An 18,425-nucleotide genomic window follows, 5' to 3' on the forward strand; every position below is an offset into this window, starting at 1 on the left:
AATGAACACTAGATTAAATTTGATTTATCTGCTTGAAGCTTTTAATTAAATCTGGTCTTATCTACGCTGCTTATAAAAATAGCTACCTCTAAAACATAAAACATCCATGCGCACCGATTAAACTTAATATGCCCTTTAGGCATTTTCATAGATACTTTAATAATGGCGGCTTCAAATCCTGCATCACAACCAGCTAAAAGTTCAAATAACTTAATGTACTGGAACACAGAAACAAACAAATTTGGCAATTATGGCGATAGTAAATCATCACTAAAAATTGCACCTTCAAAGACCAAAAAAAATGAATTCTATATTGAATGTAAAAGCCTCCATCACCCTAAGCACTGGGGATTCAGATTCTTAGGACATCAAATAAAGTCTGATGATCATTCAAAATCTGTAGTTTTTTTAAGACCAAACTTCTTTAGCCCAGTTGATTTTCAAGGAGAAAAAGCCTACTTCAGCCTTATTAGAGATTGGAATATTAAGATGATGGCAAAGGCAAAAACAATAGGGATACAATTACCTGAAAACTATAATCCAAATGCCTCCGCAGACAGATTCTTTTCAAATAAACCTACTGCTGAGGAGCCACTACCTCAAGGAGTTTCAGAGTCTGAAGAACTGGGGTTTGCCTCAATTTCATTACCAAATCCCCCCGAAGAACAAAAGAAAACAGAGGATAAATGCGTCATATCGCCGGCTAAAGCTCTGCAGAATAAAATGGCAGGGGTGCTCCATCGACGTTTCATTAATCCATTAATGAAAAGTGAACTAAAGGAGTCATCTGGCGCACTTAGTACTTTCATAGAACAGTACTCTGAGGATAAAAAAGACACAATAATGAGCAGCGGTTTTGCTCTCGAAATGCCAAGTGAAATTGCAGAAAAAGATTTTGGAAAATTCATTGAATTAGAGAAATGGAGAATTAGACACTTTAAAAGCAAACCCGCGATTATTCCTATCTGTATTCATGGACCAACTCTTTTCAACGCCGAAAGAAAACATACCGTGGTAGCAGTCGTGAGTAAAGATGGCTTTTGTATTTTAGATTCAAAAGAGCCTTTTTATGAAAAGTACCTCCCACCAGGTAGTTGTATCAACACTGGGATTCAATCCAGGTTTAGGGACAACAATTGTACAAAATATGCGGCTTATACGATTGGTTGGCTAATTGATACCGCTGCATCAATTAAAAACGATAAGGCGTGTATGGGAGATTTTTTTAAACACTTTGAATCTCCTACCAAAGAACAAATATCATCTATATTTACTCAATTGGAATAAATAGAGTTTAGATATGTTTACACTAATCAATAATTACACGGTCATCGTTACAGGCGGTAGTAAAGGTATTGGCAAGGGCATTGCCACAGCATTTGCTAAACAAGGAGCCAATGTAATTATTGCGGTGCGAGATACTCAATCAGCTGAGGATACCGTTAATCAACTTAAACGATATTCTGGTCAAGTTGGGTTTTATCAATGTGACGTATCAGATTGGCAGTCAGTATCTAGTTTGGTGAATCACACCATTGAAAAGTTTGGCCGGTTAGATGCCATGTGTGCCAATGCTGGCTCTTATCCAATGCAATCCATTGAAAAAATGTCTCCTGACGATTGGGATGATATCCTCGAAAACAACTTAAAGAGCAGCTTCATGTGCGTGAAAGCGGCAATTCCTCACTTAGCACAATCGGGACACGGGCGAGTGATTCTAACGTCGTCAATAACTGGTGCAATAACTGGAGTTCCAGGCTTTTCTCATTACGGAGCATCTAAAGCTGGGCAACTGGGTTTTATGCGTACAGCAGCGATCGAACTGGCACGACACAAGATTACGGTAAATGCGATTTTACCTGGAAATATCTACACTGAAGGTTTGAAAGATTTAGGCCAAAACTATTTAGACGCAATGACAGCAGCAATTCCTTTAAAAAGGCTCGGTGATGTTGAGGATATCGGAAATACGGCTCTGTTTTTAGCATCTAAAGAAGCCGCCTACATTACAGGACAATCTATTGTTGTAGACGGTGGACAAACCTTACCTGAATCTTTAGATGCATTGGAAGATTGTTAAGCAAACGGTTCAGTCTGCAAAGATAGCAACTTTAGCATCTTCACCTTGCTTTCGTGATGCTCTATACATGCCAACTGTATTGTAGGTTAGTGCAACATTTCCTTTATTATCAATTACGATAACCCCACCAGTGCCACCCGCTTTGTGCATTGGTCCAAAAATCACTTCGTTACTGGCTTTTTCAATACTTTTATTTTGGTATTTTACTTTTGCACAAATATCAGCAGCAACATTATAACGAATAAAAAACTCTCCGTGCCCAGTTGCTGAAACGGCACAAGACTCATTGTCAGCCCATGTTCCAGCGCCGATAACCGGTGAATCACCAATTCTACCGTAGCGTTTTGCTGTCATGCCACCGGTACTGGTTGCCGCCGCAAGATTACCCTGTTTGTCTAAAGCAACAGCGCCCACAGTACCCATTTTATATTCATTGTCGAGTTCAACATAATTCACACGTAAAGCACTCGCAGTAGACGAGACACTCTCTAACTTTCTAATTTTTTCTTTTGCTTTTTGAAGTGATTGATAGCGTGAAACGGTGTCAAAATAGCGATTAGGAACCAGCTCCATGCCTTTTTGTAGGGCAAACTCTTCAGCTCCACTCCCTGACAACATCACATGAACAGAGTCGGTCATCACTAGACGAGCTAGATTGATTGGATTTTTGATATGTTTAACACTCGCAACTGCACCTGCTTGACGAGTACGACCATCCATAATAGAAGCATCCAATTCATGCGTGCCATCAAACGTATAAACAGCGCCTTTACCTGCATTAAACAACTCTGAGTTTTCAAGGATATTCACTGCGGTGTTGACAGCATCTAGACTTGATCCGCCTCGCTCTAGGATGGCATAGCCAGCATCTGTAGCTTGTTTGAGTTTTACTTCGTAAAGTTTGATTTTATCAGCTGTTACAGTGCTCGGTGAAATGGTTCCTGCACCTCCGTGAATAGCGATAGCAAACTTTTGAGCCGCAAATGAAGAAAACGATGTTAACAAGCAAGTGATTAACAAAATATTAAGTTTGACAGGCATCAATAATCCTTTATTTTTCGATGTACGGATTTCTTTATAAACAATAAATTCATAAGCTTAATAAATAAAATCTGCTCCAATAAAAATTTGAACATCTACAAATCTATTGCTTAAGTTTTACTGAACATTAATAACATAAAAAGTGTGAAACAAGCCACAAAATGATACTTTCCATATCTTTATTAGCTCTCTTGGGAACAACATGAATAACTCTAGGTTTTCAGGGAAATTATTAGCAACAGGATGTTTTCTTTTAACCGCTTCGTTAAGCACCGTTGCTTTTGCTGCAACACCAACATTGTCACACTCTCCTCTTAACAGCTCTAAGTTTGATGATCATCTAATGAATTTTGCCGTGAACAATAATGGCAACACAATGCTTGCTTTCAATTACCAAGCCAATGATCAAGAAGATGTGTCACTCTGGCAATCTGTAGATAAAGGGATTACTTGGTCGTTACTTTCATCGTCCAAAAAACAGTGGGCAAATATTAAATTCTCCCCTGAAAATTCAGCGCAAGCATTAGGTTTGCAATTCGGCCCAGCATCCAGCTCAGAAAAAGATGCCCCTCATTTATATCAAACTTCTGACGCAGGCTCACACTGGAGTGAAATATCCACAACCTGTCCAATAAGTAAAGATTCTGGTGGAGTTGAAGATGTATTTACCTATGTTCCGAATTCCGACAATCAACTCCTATTAAGCAATTTGGGCGGTACTGGAATTTATTATTCTGCAGATAATGGCCAAACTTGTCAGCAAACAAACATCAGCTCAGAAGACTGGGTATTTTCTCCATCAAAAGATGGAAGCGTAATTTTAGCTTCTAGTTTTAGCGGTAAAGTCGAACGATCAATTGATGGCGGTAAATCGTGGGCTTCAGTAAATTTAGATACAACAAAATCAGATGATGGTTTGCATGGGAATACCACTTTCTCTATTCGTTTCTCCCCGACTAACACAAATAATGTACTCGCAATATACAATGATGGTCATCATAACTCATGGTTATGGTACTCCTTAGATGCAGGTAAATCTTGGCAGTCTGCCCCACACAAAGATATGGATTTCAGCTTAGGGGTGACGATTCCTAATTCTATTAATTACTTCCTCTTTACCAACGGAAATAAAGGAATTTGGCAGGCCAGTGGTGATTTAAGCAACCTTGCATTTGCTCCTACGTCACTAGGTAGCGCTACATCCAACGATGATGCATACAACGTATGGAGCATTAAAAATTTCTCCTATGAAAATCAAGCGGGCATAGCCATGCTCATGCATTTTTCAATGAAGGATAAATCCGCAATGAAATTTGAGCGCTTTTCATTATCTAAATAATCGCAGACCTTAAACAATAATTAATTGTCATTTTGCTTACCCGACGACTAACTTTATCGGGTAAGTAAACTCTTTGAGGTAATAAATGAAAATTGTGATATTTGGTGCAACAGGAACAATTGGTCAAGCAGTTACGACACTACTTTCAAAACAACATGAAGTTATAAAAATCGGTAATTCGAGCGGGGACTATAAAGTAGACATTAGTTCCAAAGCAGCGATTAGTGAAGTATTCGAAAAAATAGGAATGGTAGATGCTATCGTCTCAGCAACAGGTAAGGTCGCATTTAAAACATTTGATGCATTAACTGACGACGATTGGGAATTAGGCTTCAAAAATAAATTATTGGGTCAGATAAATGTTGCACAAGTCGGTAGCAACTATCTTAAGAACAATGGCAGCATAACACTTACAAGCGGGATCATTTCTGAACGCCCCATCGCATATGGCCTTGCTGCAGCCACGGTTAATGGCGCATTAGAACATTTTGTTCAAGCGGCCTCATTGGAACTACCAAATAAACAACGAATAAACATTGTTAGCCCAACAATGCTGACAGAATCCCTTGATAAGTATGAAGACTTCTTTCCTGGTTTCATTCCCATCGACGGGAAGTGTGTCGCAGAGTACTACAAAAGATCAATACTGGGTGTAGAAAATGGACAAGTTATTAAAGCCTTTAACGGCGCATAGGTATCTGATAACAATTTTCTTAAAATTCATTTTACCCGTATTCAAATTATGAATACGGGCTTTCAATACTGTTTAGCGACTACTCACCTAAAGCTTTTGGATTAGGGCCGTAATCATTATCGTCATGACTGTCTTGGCAATAGAAAATGATCAGCACAATCAAACCAATCAAAGGAATAATACCAATTAACTGCCACCAGCCCGTTCTTCCCGTATCATGCAACCTTCTCGCACCCATTGCGATACTTGGTAAAAACATAAAAATAGCAAAAACAAAACCTAACCAACTTGAGCCTGACATGTACTCATACGTACCAATAACTATGTTTAATAAAAAATAAACAAGGGTATACATCCAAAACTCTTCACGTCTGGCTCTTCCCGTGAAATCAGCATACTTTTTTATTCCGCCAATAAAGTGCTTCATTACTACTCCAACATCAAATTTATAAAGTACTGACATACATCAACAATCAATCTCTATTTATATCAAGTTTTTACCTAAAGCGGTTTAATTTTGTTTATTTTTCTTCTCAGAAATCCAGAGTTTTATCTGGCCTTTTACCACAACAACGTCATTTTTATCATACGCAGTGACTTCAACCATCAAGTCACCGGGCTGCCATGGTTGCTTTACCTCTGCCACGCAGCGAATATTACTGCCTGCTTTAGCGGTATAGTCGAGCGTCATGCCTTTTGGGATCCATCTTAAATTTTTTGGAATCGATGCCTCTGCAAGTACCCCCATTGCCATCTCTAGTCCATTACAAATAGCAATAACATGAACAGTGCCAATGTGGTTTTGCACACGCCAACGTTTTCTTAAGAAGCACTCACAATAATCTTTACGTAATACTCGAATCAATGGCCGAATAGTGCCGAAGTAAGGTGCTTTAAAACTTATATAAACTGAGAACAGCCACTTTCCTAATGGATACTTCTTGAGTTTATTGAACATTTTAAGGGCATAGTTTTCACGTTGATTCATTGGCTTAACGTCTCTTATCATCATATCCATATACTGGTCAGATGAGACTAGCAGTATTTTTGAACAATGGAAATATTCAAAGCACTTTGGAACTTTTTTTCGATATACTCATCTGAAAATATTTTATGGAAATCCATGTGAGTTTATTTAAAACATATTTAAAGGGAATTGCTATGGGAGCAGCTGATGTTGTTCCTGGCGTCTCTGGTGGAACAATAGCCTTTATCACAGGTATTTTAGATACCTTGCTTGAAAGCATTAATAGAATTAAACCTTCATTATTTAAGATGATTAAAGAAAAAGGGTTTAAAGCTGCGTTTAATCACATTAATGGTGGCTTCTTAATCAGCTTATTCGCCGGTATATTAACCAGCATATTTTCGTTAGCAAAACTGATCTCGTGGTTACTCGTTACTCACCCTGTTCCTATTTGGTCTTTTTTCTTTGGCTTAATTTTAATTTCAGTCGTTCACATACTTAAGCAGGTTAAAGGTTTTAATGTTATAAGAGGGTTAACTTTCTTAGTAGGCATGTTTGTAGCTTACGCAATAACTCAGCTTTCTCCTGCTCATACTGAAGTTAATACTTTATCTTTGTTCATCGGTGGTGCGATAGCTATTTGCGCTATGGTACTTCCGGGAATTTCCGGTAGTTTTCTTTTACTTTTATTAGGTCTTTACTCTACTGTGCTTGGTGCAGCGAAAGGCTTTGATATTAGTATACTCGCTATTTTTGCGGCTGGTGCACTAACGGGATTGTTAACCTTTAGTCGTTTACTCAGTGCGCTGTTAAAAAAATGGCATAACGAAACGCTTACTTTTTTAACGGGGCTAATGCTTGGAACGCTCGGAAAAATTTGGCCTTGGAAAATAGCTGAAACATGGCGAACTAACTCACACGGCGAAAAAATTCCATTACTTGAAAAACCGTTATCGCCTTTTGCTTACGAACAAATTACGGGTCAACCTCATCAACTTTGGCTTGCAATTATCTGTATGCTTGCGGCAATAGCTTTAGTATGGGGATTAGAAAAATTTGCGTCTAATTCTAGAGTCTGTTGATCTTTCGTGATTATTTTTGCAGCGATAAATTGGTTATTTTATGCAAGGCAGCGCTTGTGCGATTTGGTTATTACCGACATATAAAACTGTCGTTACTTCGTTTCCAAATAAACAAGCGATAACGCAGTACTTTTTATTTTGAAAGAGCGACCAATTTTCGCTTTCTCTTTTTTCGATGCTTTTTAGCGTTCACTGTTTTGTGTTGTGACCAGCTCACTTAGATGACTAAGCTTCACTGCTCACGCCTTGAACAGGTAAACGCTAAAATAGCGCAAAATTTAATCCTGAATAAGTAAATCGTAGCTGGATGAAATCACCTCTAAGATTTCCCGATTAACTTTTGTTCATTTAATTATCTATTACTAGGTGCACTAAATAGAACTACGTTAAAGTATGTAAAAACAAAATCCCTCTATCTTGCATAATTCACAGAGAATGGCTTTCAACGCTATTCTCTATTTGTTCTTGTCTTGTAAGGTAACCATTATGAAAAGCAAAATTGCACTCGCTGTATTTATCTCATTAATCATAATGAATAATGCTTCAGCAGCCTCAACACCTGAATTATCCATCAACTTAACGCCTCTGAAAATTAGTACAAAAGTATCAACAGCCATGCTATTTGCACGTTCAAAATCCAATGTACTTCTTGCTTACGATTCAGATAAAACCAATAACCCCAGACAAGGTGTCTGGCAGTCCACTGATAACGGTAACTCTTGGAAAGAAGTTATTAGTTCTCAAAAGACAGGCTGGGATCAAATTTTATTTGAACAACAAAAAGACAGCCCCGATGTTGCAGTCGCTCTCATTAATAACCAATTATTTAAAAGCGCAGATGCAGGTGTTTCTTGGACTCCTTACACAAACTCTACTTGCAATATGGATGTTAATAAAGAATTGAGCTGGGGCAATATCACTTTTGTTCCAGGGCAATCAAGCTTAATGTTTTTAGAGCATACTCACGGTGGTTCAGATCGAATGTATGTCTCTACTGATCAAGGACAGACTTGCAAACCAAGCACATTGAATAATGGTGAGGGCTATTGGAACATTACAAGTTCAAAAGATGGAAGTGTAATTCTTGCTGCTTCATCCGGTGGTAAAATTCAACGCTCAACAGATCACGGTTTAAGCTGGCAATCAGCAATATTTATGGACCCTAAAATTACGCCAAAATATGATAGTCTAACCATCAGCTTTAACCCGAATAATAATATGGTCTACGCAGTGGATCTTGACGCTGATACTGACTCACCAAATAGCTCACGCATGTGGTACAGTCCTGATAAAGGGCTCCATTGGGAAATATATAACTATGATAACGTCCATTTTTCATCTCCAATTTGGATCGTTAATCATGGTAAAAACCTATTGTTTATTGATAGCTTAAAAAAGTTTAAAGCGTTAAGCGGAGATGTACTATCACCTTCGGTACATGACGTAAACTTTGTCAGTGATAATAAAATTGATGACGGACTAATGTCATCATGGATTTCTCAAGCTGTAGATACAGAATCTAATCAAATGATTCTTTCACATTTTATCCAAAAAACTGGTGAATTAGAGCCAACAGTCACCAACTATACCGCTACATTTAACTAATTATTAGTGAGCTAGAGGCCGTTTCCAATTAACGATTTCGATTTGCTGTTGTAGATTTTTTGTTTATTCAAGGCGACGAATGTGAAGTGTAGTTGTTCTACATAAGCATTCGGCAACACAGAAGAAACGAAAAATATACACAGCCCTTCGGGTTACGCCTAAAATCGAAATGACTAATTGGGAACGGCCTCTAGTACCTGAGCGTGTCATTATTTACACGCTCAAATCAGTCAGATTTAATATTCGTATAAGACTATACGATGAAAGATGGTAATAGATGAGTTACTCATGATTTACCAATCCATATTAACTGCATCTGGCCCTGTCCTTCCTCATACATAGAAATCAACGACACTAAATCTAAATGATTAGCTGAAACACTTTGTCGTTACATAAAATAATGGTTAAAAAAATCGCCCTTAACTAATCCAAGTTCACCTTTTTATCGTAGTATTAATAAAGACCCTACAGAGGACTTAATGGCATGATGCCTTTTACGAAAGACAAAATTCAAATTGGGATTAGTTCTTGTTTACTCGGCGAAGAAGTTCGCTACGATGGTGGACACAAAAATTCAAAGTACTGCTCCCGAGATCTCAGCCAACTTTTTAAGTTTGTACCAATATGCCCTGAAATGGCAATAGGACTTGGCACACCAAGAAAAACCATTCGTTTAGTCAAAGACGGTGATGAAGTCAGAGTAATGGCTTCTGACGAAAGCTTTGAAGTTACTCAAGATCTCGTTCAATTCAGTGAAACAAAAGTTGAGCAACTTAACAGCCTTGGCGGCTACATTTTTTGTGCAAAATCGCCAACATGCGGCATGGAAAGAGTGCTCGAATATAACATTGGCACCAATAACGCAACAAAATCTGGTGTTGGCATTTTCGCTAAAGCGCTAATGGAACGTTATCCACTGTTACCTGTTGAAGAAGAAGGTCGATTACACGATCCCAACCTCAAAGAGAACTTTTTTACACGAGTCTATGCGTACCATGACTGGATGAGCATGAAACAAGCAGGGTTAACAAGGCATGAGTTAATTCGATTTCACTCACGTTATAAATATTTGCTCATGGCTCACAGCACTGAATGGTACCGAAAGTTAGGGCCTATTCTTGCTGATTTAACAGACTTGGAAGCCAGAGCAAATGAGTATTTTGAGGGGTTTATGATTGCGCTAAAATGCTCGGCAACAAAACGTTCTCATACCAATACACTCCAGCATATTCAGGGTTATTTTAAAAACGAACTCAACAAAGAACAAAAAGCCGAGTTGACTGAAAGTATTCTAAATTTTAACCAAGGGCTTACGCCACTTTTGGTTCCAATAACATTGATCAATCATTACTTGCGGGAACATCCGAAAGAGTACATCCAAGATCAGGTTTATTTGAATCCTCACCCGCAAGAGCTGAAGTTAAGATATGGATTCTAACAACACCGTTGTCATTTGGTTCCGCCAAGATCTTAGAATTAGAGAGAATGAAAGTGTTGCAAGCGCTTTTCGGTTTGCCGCCGAAAGGCGATGTCGACTTATTGCTCTATACCTGTCATCACCAGAGCAATGGCAAAGTCATGATGTTGCGCCTATTCAGATTGACTTCATAGAGAGAAATTTAAACGGCCTTTCTGTTGAGTTAGCTCAACTCGGCGTTCAACTAAAACACTTTCAAACTCCGACATTTCAGGACCAAATTAAATTTTTAACTGAGTTTTGTAAAACAACTAATGTGGTACAAATTTTCGCAGGTAAAGAGCCTGAATGGAACGAAACACACCGTGATGCCCAATTAATATCTCATGGACTTCCTATAAAGTTTACCGATGAGCATTGTATTTTGGCTCCGGGCTCAGTTCTCAATCAACAAGGGCAAATGTTCAAGGTGTTTACGCCATTCAAAAAAAAATGGCGTGAAGTGGTTAGTCAACACCGCCTTCAAAAAGCTGAACTTGTTAAATTAAGTCAAAAAGAGATTGTTCCAGAAAAAATTAAAATCAATGCTCCTAAAGTAAACAGTTCGGATTGGCCAGCAGGAGAAAAACCAGCACTCGGTCTCTTGAAGCGTTTTTGTGAAACCCAGCTAACGAATTACGAACAGCAAAGAGATTTTCCTTCATTAAAAGGCACCAGCCAACTTTCGCCTTATTTGGCAATAGGTGTGCTTAGCCCTAAACAATGTCTTTATGCTATTTTGCATTATTTCCCGCAAGCATTAGTTGAGGCCACAACACCTGCAGAAACTTGGCTAAGCGAATTAATTTGGCGGGAATTTTATCGCCACCTTATTGTTGCTTTTCCTAAGCTTTGTAAAAACCAAAACTTCAAGAGTAATGCTGATGCGATTCAATGGCGAAATGACCAAGACGAATTTAAAGCTTGGTGTGAAGGTAATACAGGCTACCCAGTTGTTGATGCCGCCATGCGTCAGTTAAATCAAACAGGCTGGATGCATAATCGGATGAGAATGGTTACAGCGTCATTTTTGAGTAAACATTTGCTGATAGATTGGCGTTGGGGTGAGCGCTATTTCAAACAAAATTTAATCGACGGTGATCTGGCCGCAAACAATGGTGGCTGGCAATGGTCTGCTGGCACAGGGTGTGATGCACAACCTTACTTTCGAATTTTTAATCCAATGGAACAAAGTAAAAAGTTTGATAATCAAGGTGCATTCATCTACCACTTTGTTCCCGAATTATCGTCAGTTTCAGCTAAAGCTCTTCATCAAGCTAACTTAGTCGTTCAAGAACCAAAAAGCCATGCTATCTCAAGCAATTACAGTGTCGCCATTGTCGAACACAAACGAGCAAGAAGTAGAGCTCTCGAAGCCATGAAAGTAATCTCTCAAAAGTAATGGGAGATTACTAAACTCTATGGTATAAAAATATTTAGGAACTCTTTAATTAAATTCATCATTGGAGGTCGTTCCCAATTAGTCATTTCGATTTGTTACTGCCTAAAATTGGCAAAATCGAGGCACGAAGAAAGAAGTTTAGTGGGAACGGCCTCAAGTCAATGCCCCGCGCTAAAAGGAATGGCGAACTCGACGACATCATTCATTTTTCGTCAATATTTCAGGAAGGATTATGACCGCCTCAGATGCATCATTAAGTAAAAAAACGACTAAATTAACCGAAAGTGATATCTACCGTTCTTGTTCGCTTTCTGACTCATTAAAAAATTGTAAAACCACTGCTGACTTACAACCGATCACTGAAATTGTTGGACAAGCTCGTGCTCAAAAAGCGGTTGAGTTTGCCATGGGCATTAAAGAAAAAGGCTACAACATATATGCGATTGGCCAAAATGGCCTAGGTAAGCGTACTATGATGCTGCGTTATCTAAAAAGGTTGGAAACGCAATCAGAACTGTATGACTGGTGTTATGTCAGCAACTTTGAAAACCCTCGTCGACCAAAAGTTCTTAAGCTTGAGTGCGGTAAAGGAGAGCCATTTAGCCAGGATATCGAAAAGCTGGTCGTCAAACTGGTTAAATCACTCCCACTAACGTTTGAAAATGAAATTTACTACAGTCGCACTGAGCAATTAAAAAAGCAATTGGCAGAAAAACAAGAAGCCGAACTCGCCGATATTTCCGCAAAGGCCAAAGAGCAACATGTACAATTAGCTGTTACTACCCAGGGTGATTATCAACTCATCGCAATGAATGGTGAAGAGCAGCATACGGAAGAGTCCTATGACGCTTTGCAAGACGAAGAGCGAATTGCAATTGAAAAAGTGATCCGAGGCTTAGAGTCAGATCTTAGAAAAGTCGTACGAACCTTCACAAAGTGGGAAGAAGAATACAACGACAAATTACAACAGCACACGGAAAAAACAGCGAAAGATGTTATTGGTCATTTTATAAAGCCTTTGACGAGAAAGTATAAAAAAGACCACGAAGTCGTAGAGCATTTAAAAGCGATGCAAAAAGATATGATCACCAACGTTGATATCTTTTTAGAGCAAACAGAAGAACAACTCGGTCTTGCTTATGCCACATTAGACAAAAAACTACCAAGACGATATTTAGTCAATGTGCTCGTTCCACAATCTGATGATCACTTTCCAATTCGCGTAGAAGAGAGCCCAAGCTACCACAGCTTGTTCGGCTACATCGAAAATGCAACGTTTAAAGGTACGGTGTTTACTGACTTCTCTCTTATCCGAGCAGGTAACCTCCACAAAGCTAATGGCGGTGTATTACTTATTGATGCGACGAAGGTACTGGAGCGACCTTATGTGTGGGACGGGTTAAAAAGAGCCCTACGTTCACGACAGTTGGATCTGAGTTCATTAGAACGTGAGGTTTCGCTGTCAGGTGTGATATCACTAGAGCCTGAGCCTATTCCACTTGATGTAAAAATCGTTATGTTTGGCGATCATCAAACTTATCAATTATTACAACATTATGATCCTGATTTTAGTGAGCTATTTAGAGTAACGGCTGACTTTGAAACCAGCATGCCTAGAACTTCTGAAAGTGAAGAGCAGTATGCTCGTTTTATTTCTTGTATTGTCAGCGAAAAAAATATGCTCGAATGTGACATATCTGCTGTTGAACGCATTGTTGAATACAGTTCTCGGCAAGCCGATGATCAAAATAAACTCTCACTTTACTCCGCAGATGTCGCCAATCTATTGCGTGAAACAAACTTCGTGGCCCAACAAGATCAAGCAAAATCGATTCGTGCAGAGCATGTTGAACAAGCGCTTAGCAACCAAATTCATCGAGTCTCTAAATTGCAGGATTTGATGAAAGAAGATTTTCAGTTTGGCAAAACCATCATCGATGTTTCAGGAGCAAAAGTTGGACAAGTCAATGCACTGACTGTCGTTTCCACTGCAGATTATCGTTTTGGTTTGCCGAGTCGCATCACAGCCAATACCGCTTTCGGACAAGGTGAAGTGTTAGATGTTGAGCATAAAGTACAGCTTGGTGGGCAAATCCACTCTAAAGGAGTACTCATACTCACTTCATATCTGGCTTCTGTATTAGGTAAGTCAGCGGAGATACCGCTTACAACTTATATTACATTCGAACAATCGTATTCAGGTGTTGATGGTGATAGTGCTTCAATGGCTGAGTATTGTGCAGTGTTATCCGCTATCAGTGAAATTCCACTCAAGCAAGATATTGGGATTACTGGCTCAATGGATCAATTTGGTGTTGCCCAGCCAATCGGTGGCGTTAATGAAAAAATCGAAGGTTTTTATGATATCTGTAAAATAAAAGGGCAAACAGAATCTCAAGGTGTGATTATCCCGAACAGCAATGTCTGCAACCTAATGTTAAGAAAAGACATTGTTGAAGATGTAAAACAAGGGAAGTTTCATATCTGGGCGATTGCTCATGTCTCAGATGCCATAGAATTGTTATCAGAAAAGAAAGCCGGAACCTTTAAAAATGATAAATTCACTCGAGGTTCAATTTACGAATCAGCCAGAGTTAAGTTAGAAAAACTCAGAAAAGAACACGAGAAAGACGTTCAGTAGTCGCTTCAATTGAAACGTGTAGTGAATGAGTAATTTCGTTTAATTATTCATTCGCTGCAGTCTCTACTGCTCTATCACCCAGTGCATTCAAGACTTTGCAGTCTCCCTCTAAAATAGCAACGATTGACTTATGTTGTCTAAAGCAGGGAGGGATGATTACACGACCATTACGACCAACAGATAAATCACGAAGTACTTCACTTCGCATTAATAGACCTACTGGTGCATCATAAAAAAGTACTGTCACTGTTTTAGTACTTATTGCAGTAGCTACTTGAGATTTCATCTAAGTTTCTCGATAAATTATGAACCTTCATAAATAGTTATAGCTCACTCTGAAAAATTTGAGCAGTTGTAATTAAATTGTTTTACTTTTGTAAATTAAAACTCAATCAAATAGCTAAATTCATACACATATAAGCACGACTTGTAAAATGACAAGCACCCATTCTCAAGAAGCAAAGATGGGAAATACTTCAAATACCCTAATATCAATTTAAACAGGCTCTTGGGTTTTAATCTAATCCTGTTAAAATCAATCAGAATTTTTGTCACAAGATTAGAGATTAAGATGGGAAGAGCGTATCAAAACCGTAAAGAGTCAATGGCTAAAACAGCTGGTATGAAAACTCGGATTTATTCTCGTTACGGTAAAGAAATCTACGTTTGTGCAAAAAATGGTGGTGTAGAACCTGATGGCAACTTAGCCCTGCGTCACTTGATTGCAAAAGCAAAAAAAGACCAAGTTCCAGCTCACGTAATTGATAAAGCACTTGATAAAGCCAAGGGTGGCGGTGGTGAAGACTATGAAGTCGCTCGCTACGAAGGCTTTGGTCCAAACAATTGCATGCTTATTGTTGACTGCTTAACTGATAACGTAAAACGTACTTACACCGAAGTTCGCCAAGCATTCGTTAAAAATGACGCCAAACTTGGTGGCCCTGGTACTTGTGCACACATGTTTGATCATGCTGCAGCGTTTGTATTTGAAGGTGACGATGAAGATGCAGTATTAGAAACATTGATGATGGCTGATGTTGATGTTACCGATGTTGAGTTAGAAGATGGATTAATCAGTGTTTATGCGCCACATACTGAATTCAACAATACTCGAACGGCATTAACAGACGCATACCCTGATATTGACTTTAAAGTTGATCATATCTCTTGGTTACCACAGACCATGACAGAGATTGCAGATGCAGAAGAAGTAGAGCAATTTGATAAATTGGTTGCTGCACTTGAAGATTGTGACGACGTACAAAACGTCTATCATAATGCGGAAATTAATGACTAATATTGAGTCTCAGCTCTGCGAAAGCATAGCTCGATAGCACTCAATGTTGTTTTAATAAAGATACAAAAATGGCGCTCATGATTGAGCGCCATTTGTATTTATAGGAAAGATTTACTTGAGTGTTACTTTAGCAAATTTACGCTTACCTACTTGGAAAACACCAACAGTACCTGCTTCAAATGTTTGTTTAGCATCTGTCAGTTTTTCACCGTCCAATTTTGCTGCACCCTGTTTGACCATTCGCATGGCTTCAGATGTTGATGCAACTAGGCCTGCTTCTTTTAACAAATTAGCTAAACCAATACCCTCACCTGCATCGATATCCATTTCTGGTACATCATCAGGAATTGCCCCTTTTTGGAAGCGATTGATAAACTCTTGATGAGCAGCTTCAGCTGCAGCTTCATCATGGAAGCGAGCAATAATCTCTTTTGCCAAGGCAATTTTGATATCTCTAGGGTTTGCGCCTTCAGCAACTTGTTGCTCGAATGCTTCGATTTCTTCTAATGGACGGAAAGATAATAGTTCGAAATAGCGCCACATTAAATCATCAGAAATCGACATGATCTTGCCGAACATCTCACCCGCAGGCTCGCTAATACCAATATAGTTATTAGCTGATTTAGACATTTTTTTAACACCATCCAAACCTTCAAGCAGCGGCATCATAATTACAGTCTGAGGCATTTGACCTTCAGACTTTTGTAACTCACGACCCATTAATAGGTTGAATTTCTGATCCGTACCACCAAGCTCAACATCTGCTTCCAATGCAACAGAGTCCCAACCTTGCAATAGTGGGTACATAAACTCATGAATGGCAATAGGCTGACCAGAGCCGTAACGCTTTTTAAAGTCATCACGTTCTAGCATACGCGCCACGGTCTGATTTGACGCTAACTTAATCATGCCGGCCGCACCAAGTGGTTCTAACCAACTAGAATTAAATTCGATACGAGTTCGGGCTGGATCTAAAATTTTGAAAACTTGTTCTTTATAGGTCTCAGCATTACGCATGACATCGTCTTTGGTTAATGGTGGACGAGTACTATTTTTCCCCGTTGGATCACCAACCATACCTGTGAAGTCACCGATTAAGAAGATCACTTCATGACCAAGCTCTTGAAATGCACGCAGCTTATTTAAAATTACCGTATGACCTAAGTGAATATCAGGTGCGGTAGGATCTGCCCCTAATTTTATTTTAAGTGGACGTCCTAATTTTAATTTTTCAATTAAATCAGCTTCTAGCAATATCTCATCTGTACCACGTTTTATTTCAGCTAAAGCTTTATCTAAATCAGCCATTGCCTATGCGACCTCGTTATAATTAGGAACTGTGCCTAAATCTCAAAATTTGAAGGTTGTAATGTTACTTGTTAGCCAGAACAATTGAAAGCGTGTAAACTGGGTTGTAATAGAGATATTGCAATTTGGTATCAGGGTCGATGTTAAGAGTTGTCACATTATTTAAATTATTACCAAAAACTCACAAAATTATTCTAAGTGTATTGACTGTAGTCTCTCTTATTATTGTGATGTTACCTTCTGAAGATGCGCAAGCGTCTAGACAGACTGTGGAAAATCAGTACCAACCGAATAAACGCTATACGGTACCTTTGGCGTTTCGCACGCCAGAGCCGCCTCAATCATTACATGCTCAATCCTCAATAACCAAAGATATTGAAAGCGTCACTGCGCCTAAGCCTGAGAAAAAACAAGAAGTTGAGAATATAGAAACCTTTAAGGTTCGTTCTGGCGACACGCTTGCAAAACTGTTTCATCGTGCAGGCTTAACCTCACGTGATGTTTATGAAGTATCAAGGCTACCGCTCGCAAAGAAGAATTTGTTAAAGTTAATTCCTGGCGAAACCATTGGACTTACCAAGGATTCACAAGGCGACTTCATCAATCTCACTTATCAAATGGACCCAATTACATCACTTGAAATATCTCATAATGGTGATGAGTATAAAGAACGAGTTCATAAGAAACAGGTTAATGTTCGTAAAAGCTTCACCACCGCCACAATTACCAGTAACTTTTGGAATGCTGGCGTAGATGCAGGTTTAACCGCTAATCAAATTATGCAGCTAGCCACGTTATTTGGTTGGGATGTCGATTTCGCACTTGATATTCGTGAAGGTGATAATTTCGCACTCATTTTCGAACAAAAATATACTGACGGCGAATTTTTAGAAAACGGTAATATCCTTGCGGCAGAATTCACAAACCAAGGCGATCGTTATACTGCAATTCGTCACTCAGACGGTGAGTATTACTCAGATGAAGGCCGCAGTATGCGTAAAGCCTTCTTGCGCTCTCCAGTAGACTTTAACCGTGTGAGTTCTAACTTTAACCCTCGACGTTTGCACCCTGTTACGGGTCGAGTGAAACCGCATCGTGGCGTGGACTATGTTGCAAAGGTCGGCACCCCAATTAAATCTGCTGGCCGTGGTAAAGTCATTGCCTCAAGTTACAATAAATACAATGGTCATTACGTATTCATCAAACATAATGATACTTATACGACGAAGTATTTACATCTTAAAAAACGCAAAGTAAGAAAAGGGCAATCTGTTAAACAGGGTCAAATTATTGGAACATTGGGCAGTACTGGTCGAGTTACAGGGCCGCATCTTCATTATGAGTTCATTGTAAATGGAGTGCACAGAAACCCTAGGACTGTTAAGCTGCCAAAATCTAACCCTATTGCTAAGAAAGAAAAACAAGTGTTTTTAGCGCATAGTTCAAACATCATGGCCGAACTAGAGCATAAAAAACAACTACACTTAGCAGGCACAATTTAAAGGCAGTAATT

The 18,425-nt window shown here is 39.0% G+C and carries 16 protein-coding genes; 11 read left to right on the forward strand and 5 right to left on the reverse strand.

The annotated features are described in order from the left end of the window. Positions 1-162: 162 nt before the first annotated feature. Positions 163-1,287, forward strand: coding sequence for a hypothetical protein (locus AC1EU2_RS06810; protein ID WP_480297323.1), 1,125 nt, complete (start codon positions 163-165; stop codon positions 1,285-1,287). 13 nt (positions 1,288-1,300) lie between these two features. Beyond that, the gene (gene fabG / locus AC1EU2_RS06815) at positions 1,301-2,080 is read left to right on the forward strand and encodes a 3-oxoacyl-ACP reductase FabG (RefSeq protein WP_480297324.1); all 780 of its coding nucleotides are present in this window, start codon (positions 1,301-1,303) and stop codon (positions 2,078-2,080) included. A 9-nt stretch (positions 2,081-2,089) separates the two neighbouring features. Here fabG and AC1EU2_RS06820 read toward each other — a convergent pair whose 3' ends face one another. Further along, on the reverse strand, positions 2,090-3,121 hold the full coding sequence (locus AC1EU2_RS06820) for an isoaspartyl peptidase/L-asparaginase family protein (RefSeq protein WP_480297325.1): 1,032 nt from the start codon (positions 3,119-3,121) through the stop codon (positions 2,090-2,092). A 202-nt stretch (positions 3,122-3,323) separates the two neighbouring features. Here AC1EU2_RS06820 and AC1EU2_RS06825 point away from each other — a divergent pair, with 202 nt between their 5' ends. After that, positions 3,324-4,460, forward strand: coding sequence for a WD40/YVTN/BNR-like repeat-containing protein (locus tag AC1EU2_RS06825; protein ID WP_480297326.1), 1,137 nt, complete (start codon positions 3,324-3,326; stop codon positions 4,458-4,460). An 85-nt stretch (positions 4,461-4,545) separates the two neighbouring features. Next, positions 4,546-5,154 (forward strand): short chain dehydrogenase, encoded by a 609-nt coding sequence (locus AC1EU2_RS06830; RefSeq protein ID WP_480297327.1) that lies wholly within the window; start codon positions 4,546-4,548, stop codon positions 5,152-5,154. A gap of 79 nt (positions 5,155-5,233) precedes the next feature. Here the strand turns inward: AC1EU2_RS06830 and AC1EU2_RS06835 are convergent, their stop codons facing one another. Both AC1EU2_RS06835 and AC1EU2_RS06840 read right to left on the reverse strand, forming a co-directional pair. After that, complete coding sequence (locus AC1EU2_RS06835; RefSeq protein WP_480297329.1) at positions 5,234-5,581, reverse strand: DUF805 domain-containing protein; 348 nt, start codon at positions 5,579-5,581, stop codon at positions 5,234-5,236. An 84-nt stretch (positions 5,582-5,665) separates the two neighbouring features. After that, positions 5,666-6,163 (reverse strand): hotdog fold domain-containing protein, encoded by a 498-nt coding sequence (locus AC1EU2_RS06840; protein ID WP_480297632.1) that lies wholly within the window; start codon positions 6,161-6,163, stop codon positions 5,666-5,668. 116 nt (positions 6,164-6,279) lie between these two features. Here AC1EU2_RS06840 and AC1EU2_RS06845 point away from each other — a divergent pair, with 116 nt between their 5' ends. From AC1EU2_RS06845 to AC1EU2_RS06865, 5 genes are all read left to right on the forward strand, one after another. Further along, a complete protein-coding gene (locus tag AC1EU2_RS06845; protein ID WP_480297330.1) occupies positions 6,280-7,203 on the forward strand; it encodes a polyprenyl-phosphate transporter in 924 nt (307 codons plus the stop codon). A gap of 486 nt (positions 7,204-7,689) precedes the next feature. After that, positions 7,690-8,808 (forward strand): WD40/YVTN/BNR-like repeat-containing protein, encoded by a 1,119-nt coding sequence (locus AC1EU2_RS06850; protein WP_480297331.1) that lies wholly within the window; start codon positions 7,690-7,692, stop codon positions 8,806-8,808. A gap of 484 nt (positions 8,809-9,292) precedes the next feature. Further along, positions 9,293-10,246: a YbgA family protein gene (locus AC1EU2_RS06855; RefSeq protein ID WP_480297332.1), complete on the forward strand. Its 954-nt coding sequence runs from the start codon at positions 9,293-9,295 to the stop codon at positions 10,244-10,246. Beyond that, entirely contained in the window at positions 10,236-11,666 is a 1,431-nt protein-coding gene (gene phrB, locus AC1EU2_RS06860; RefSeq protein WP_480297333.1) for a deoxyribodipyrimidine photo-lyase, read from the forward strand. The genes AC1EU2_RS06855 and phrB overlap by 11 nt, the downstream gene beginning before the upstream one ends. A 232-nt stretch (positions 11,667-11,898) precedes the next feature. Further along, positions 11,899-14,307, forward strand: coding sequence for a Lon protease family protein (locus tag AC1EU2_RS06865; protein ID WP_480297334.1), 2,409 nt, complete (start codon positions 11,899-11,901; stop codon positions 14,305-14,307). 43 nt (positions 14,308-14,350) lie between these two features. On the opposite strand, the gene AC1EU2_RS06870 is transcribed toward AC1EU2_RS06865, so the two are convergent. After that, positions 14,351-14,593, reverse strand: a complete 243-nt coding sequence (locus tag AC1EU2_RS06870; RefSeq protein ID WP_480297335.1) for a TIGR02922 family protein — start codon at positions 14,591-14,593, stop codon at positions 14,351-14,353. 285 nt (positions 14,594-14,878) lie between these two features. Here AC1EU2_RS06870 and AC1EU2_RS06875 point away from each other — a divergent pair, with 285 nt between their 5' ends. Continuing rightward, positions 14,879-15,604, forward strand: coding sequence for a YebC/PmpR family DNA-binding transcriptional regulator (locus AC1EU2_RS06875; RefSeq protein ID WP_480297337.1), 726 nt, complete (start codon positions 14,879-14,881; stop codon positions 15,602-15,604). 111 nt (positions 15,605-15,715) lie between these two features. Here the strand turns inward: AC1EU2_RS06875 and tyrS are convergent, their stop codons facing one another. After that, the gene (gene tyrS / locus AC1EU2_RS06880) at positions 15,716-16,912 is read right to left on the reverse strand and encodes a tyrosine--tRNA ligase (RefSeq protein WP_480297338.1); all 1,197 of its coding nucleotides are present in this window, start codon (positions 16,910-16,912) and stop codon (positions 15,716-15,718) included. A gap of 140 nt (positions 16,913-17,052) precedes the next feature. Here tyrS and AC1EU2_RS06885 point away from each other — a divergent pair, with 140 nt between their 5' ends. Then, positions 17,053-18,414 (forward strand): peptidoglycan DD-metalloendopeptidase family protein, encoded by a 1,362-nt coding sequence (locus tag AC1EU2_RS06885; RefSeq protein WP_480297339.1) that lies wholly within the window; start codon positions 17,053-17,055, stop codon positions 18,412-18,414. The last annotated feature ends 11 nt before the right edge of the window (positions 18,415-18,425 follow it).

It is taken from the genome of Parashewanella sp. 2304DJ23-3 (assembly GCF_056591695.1).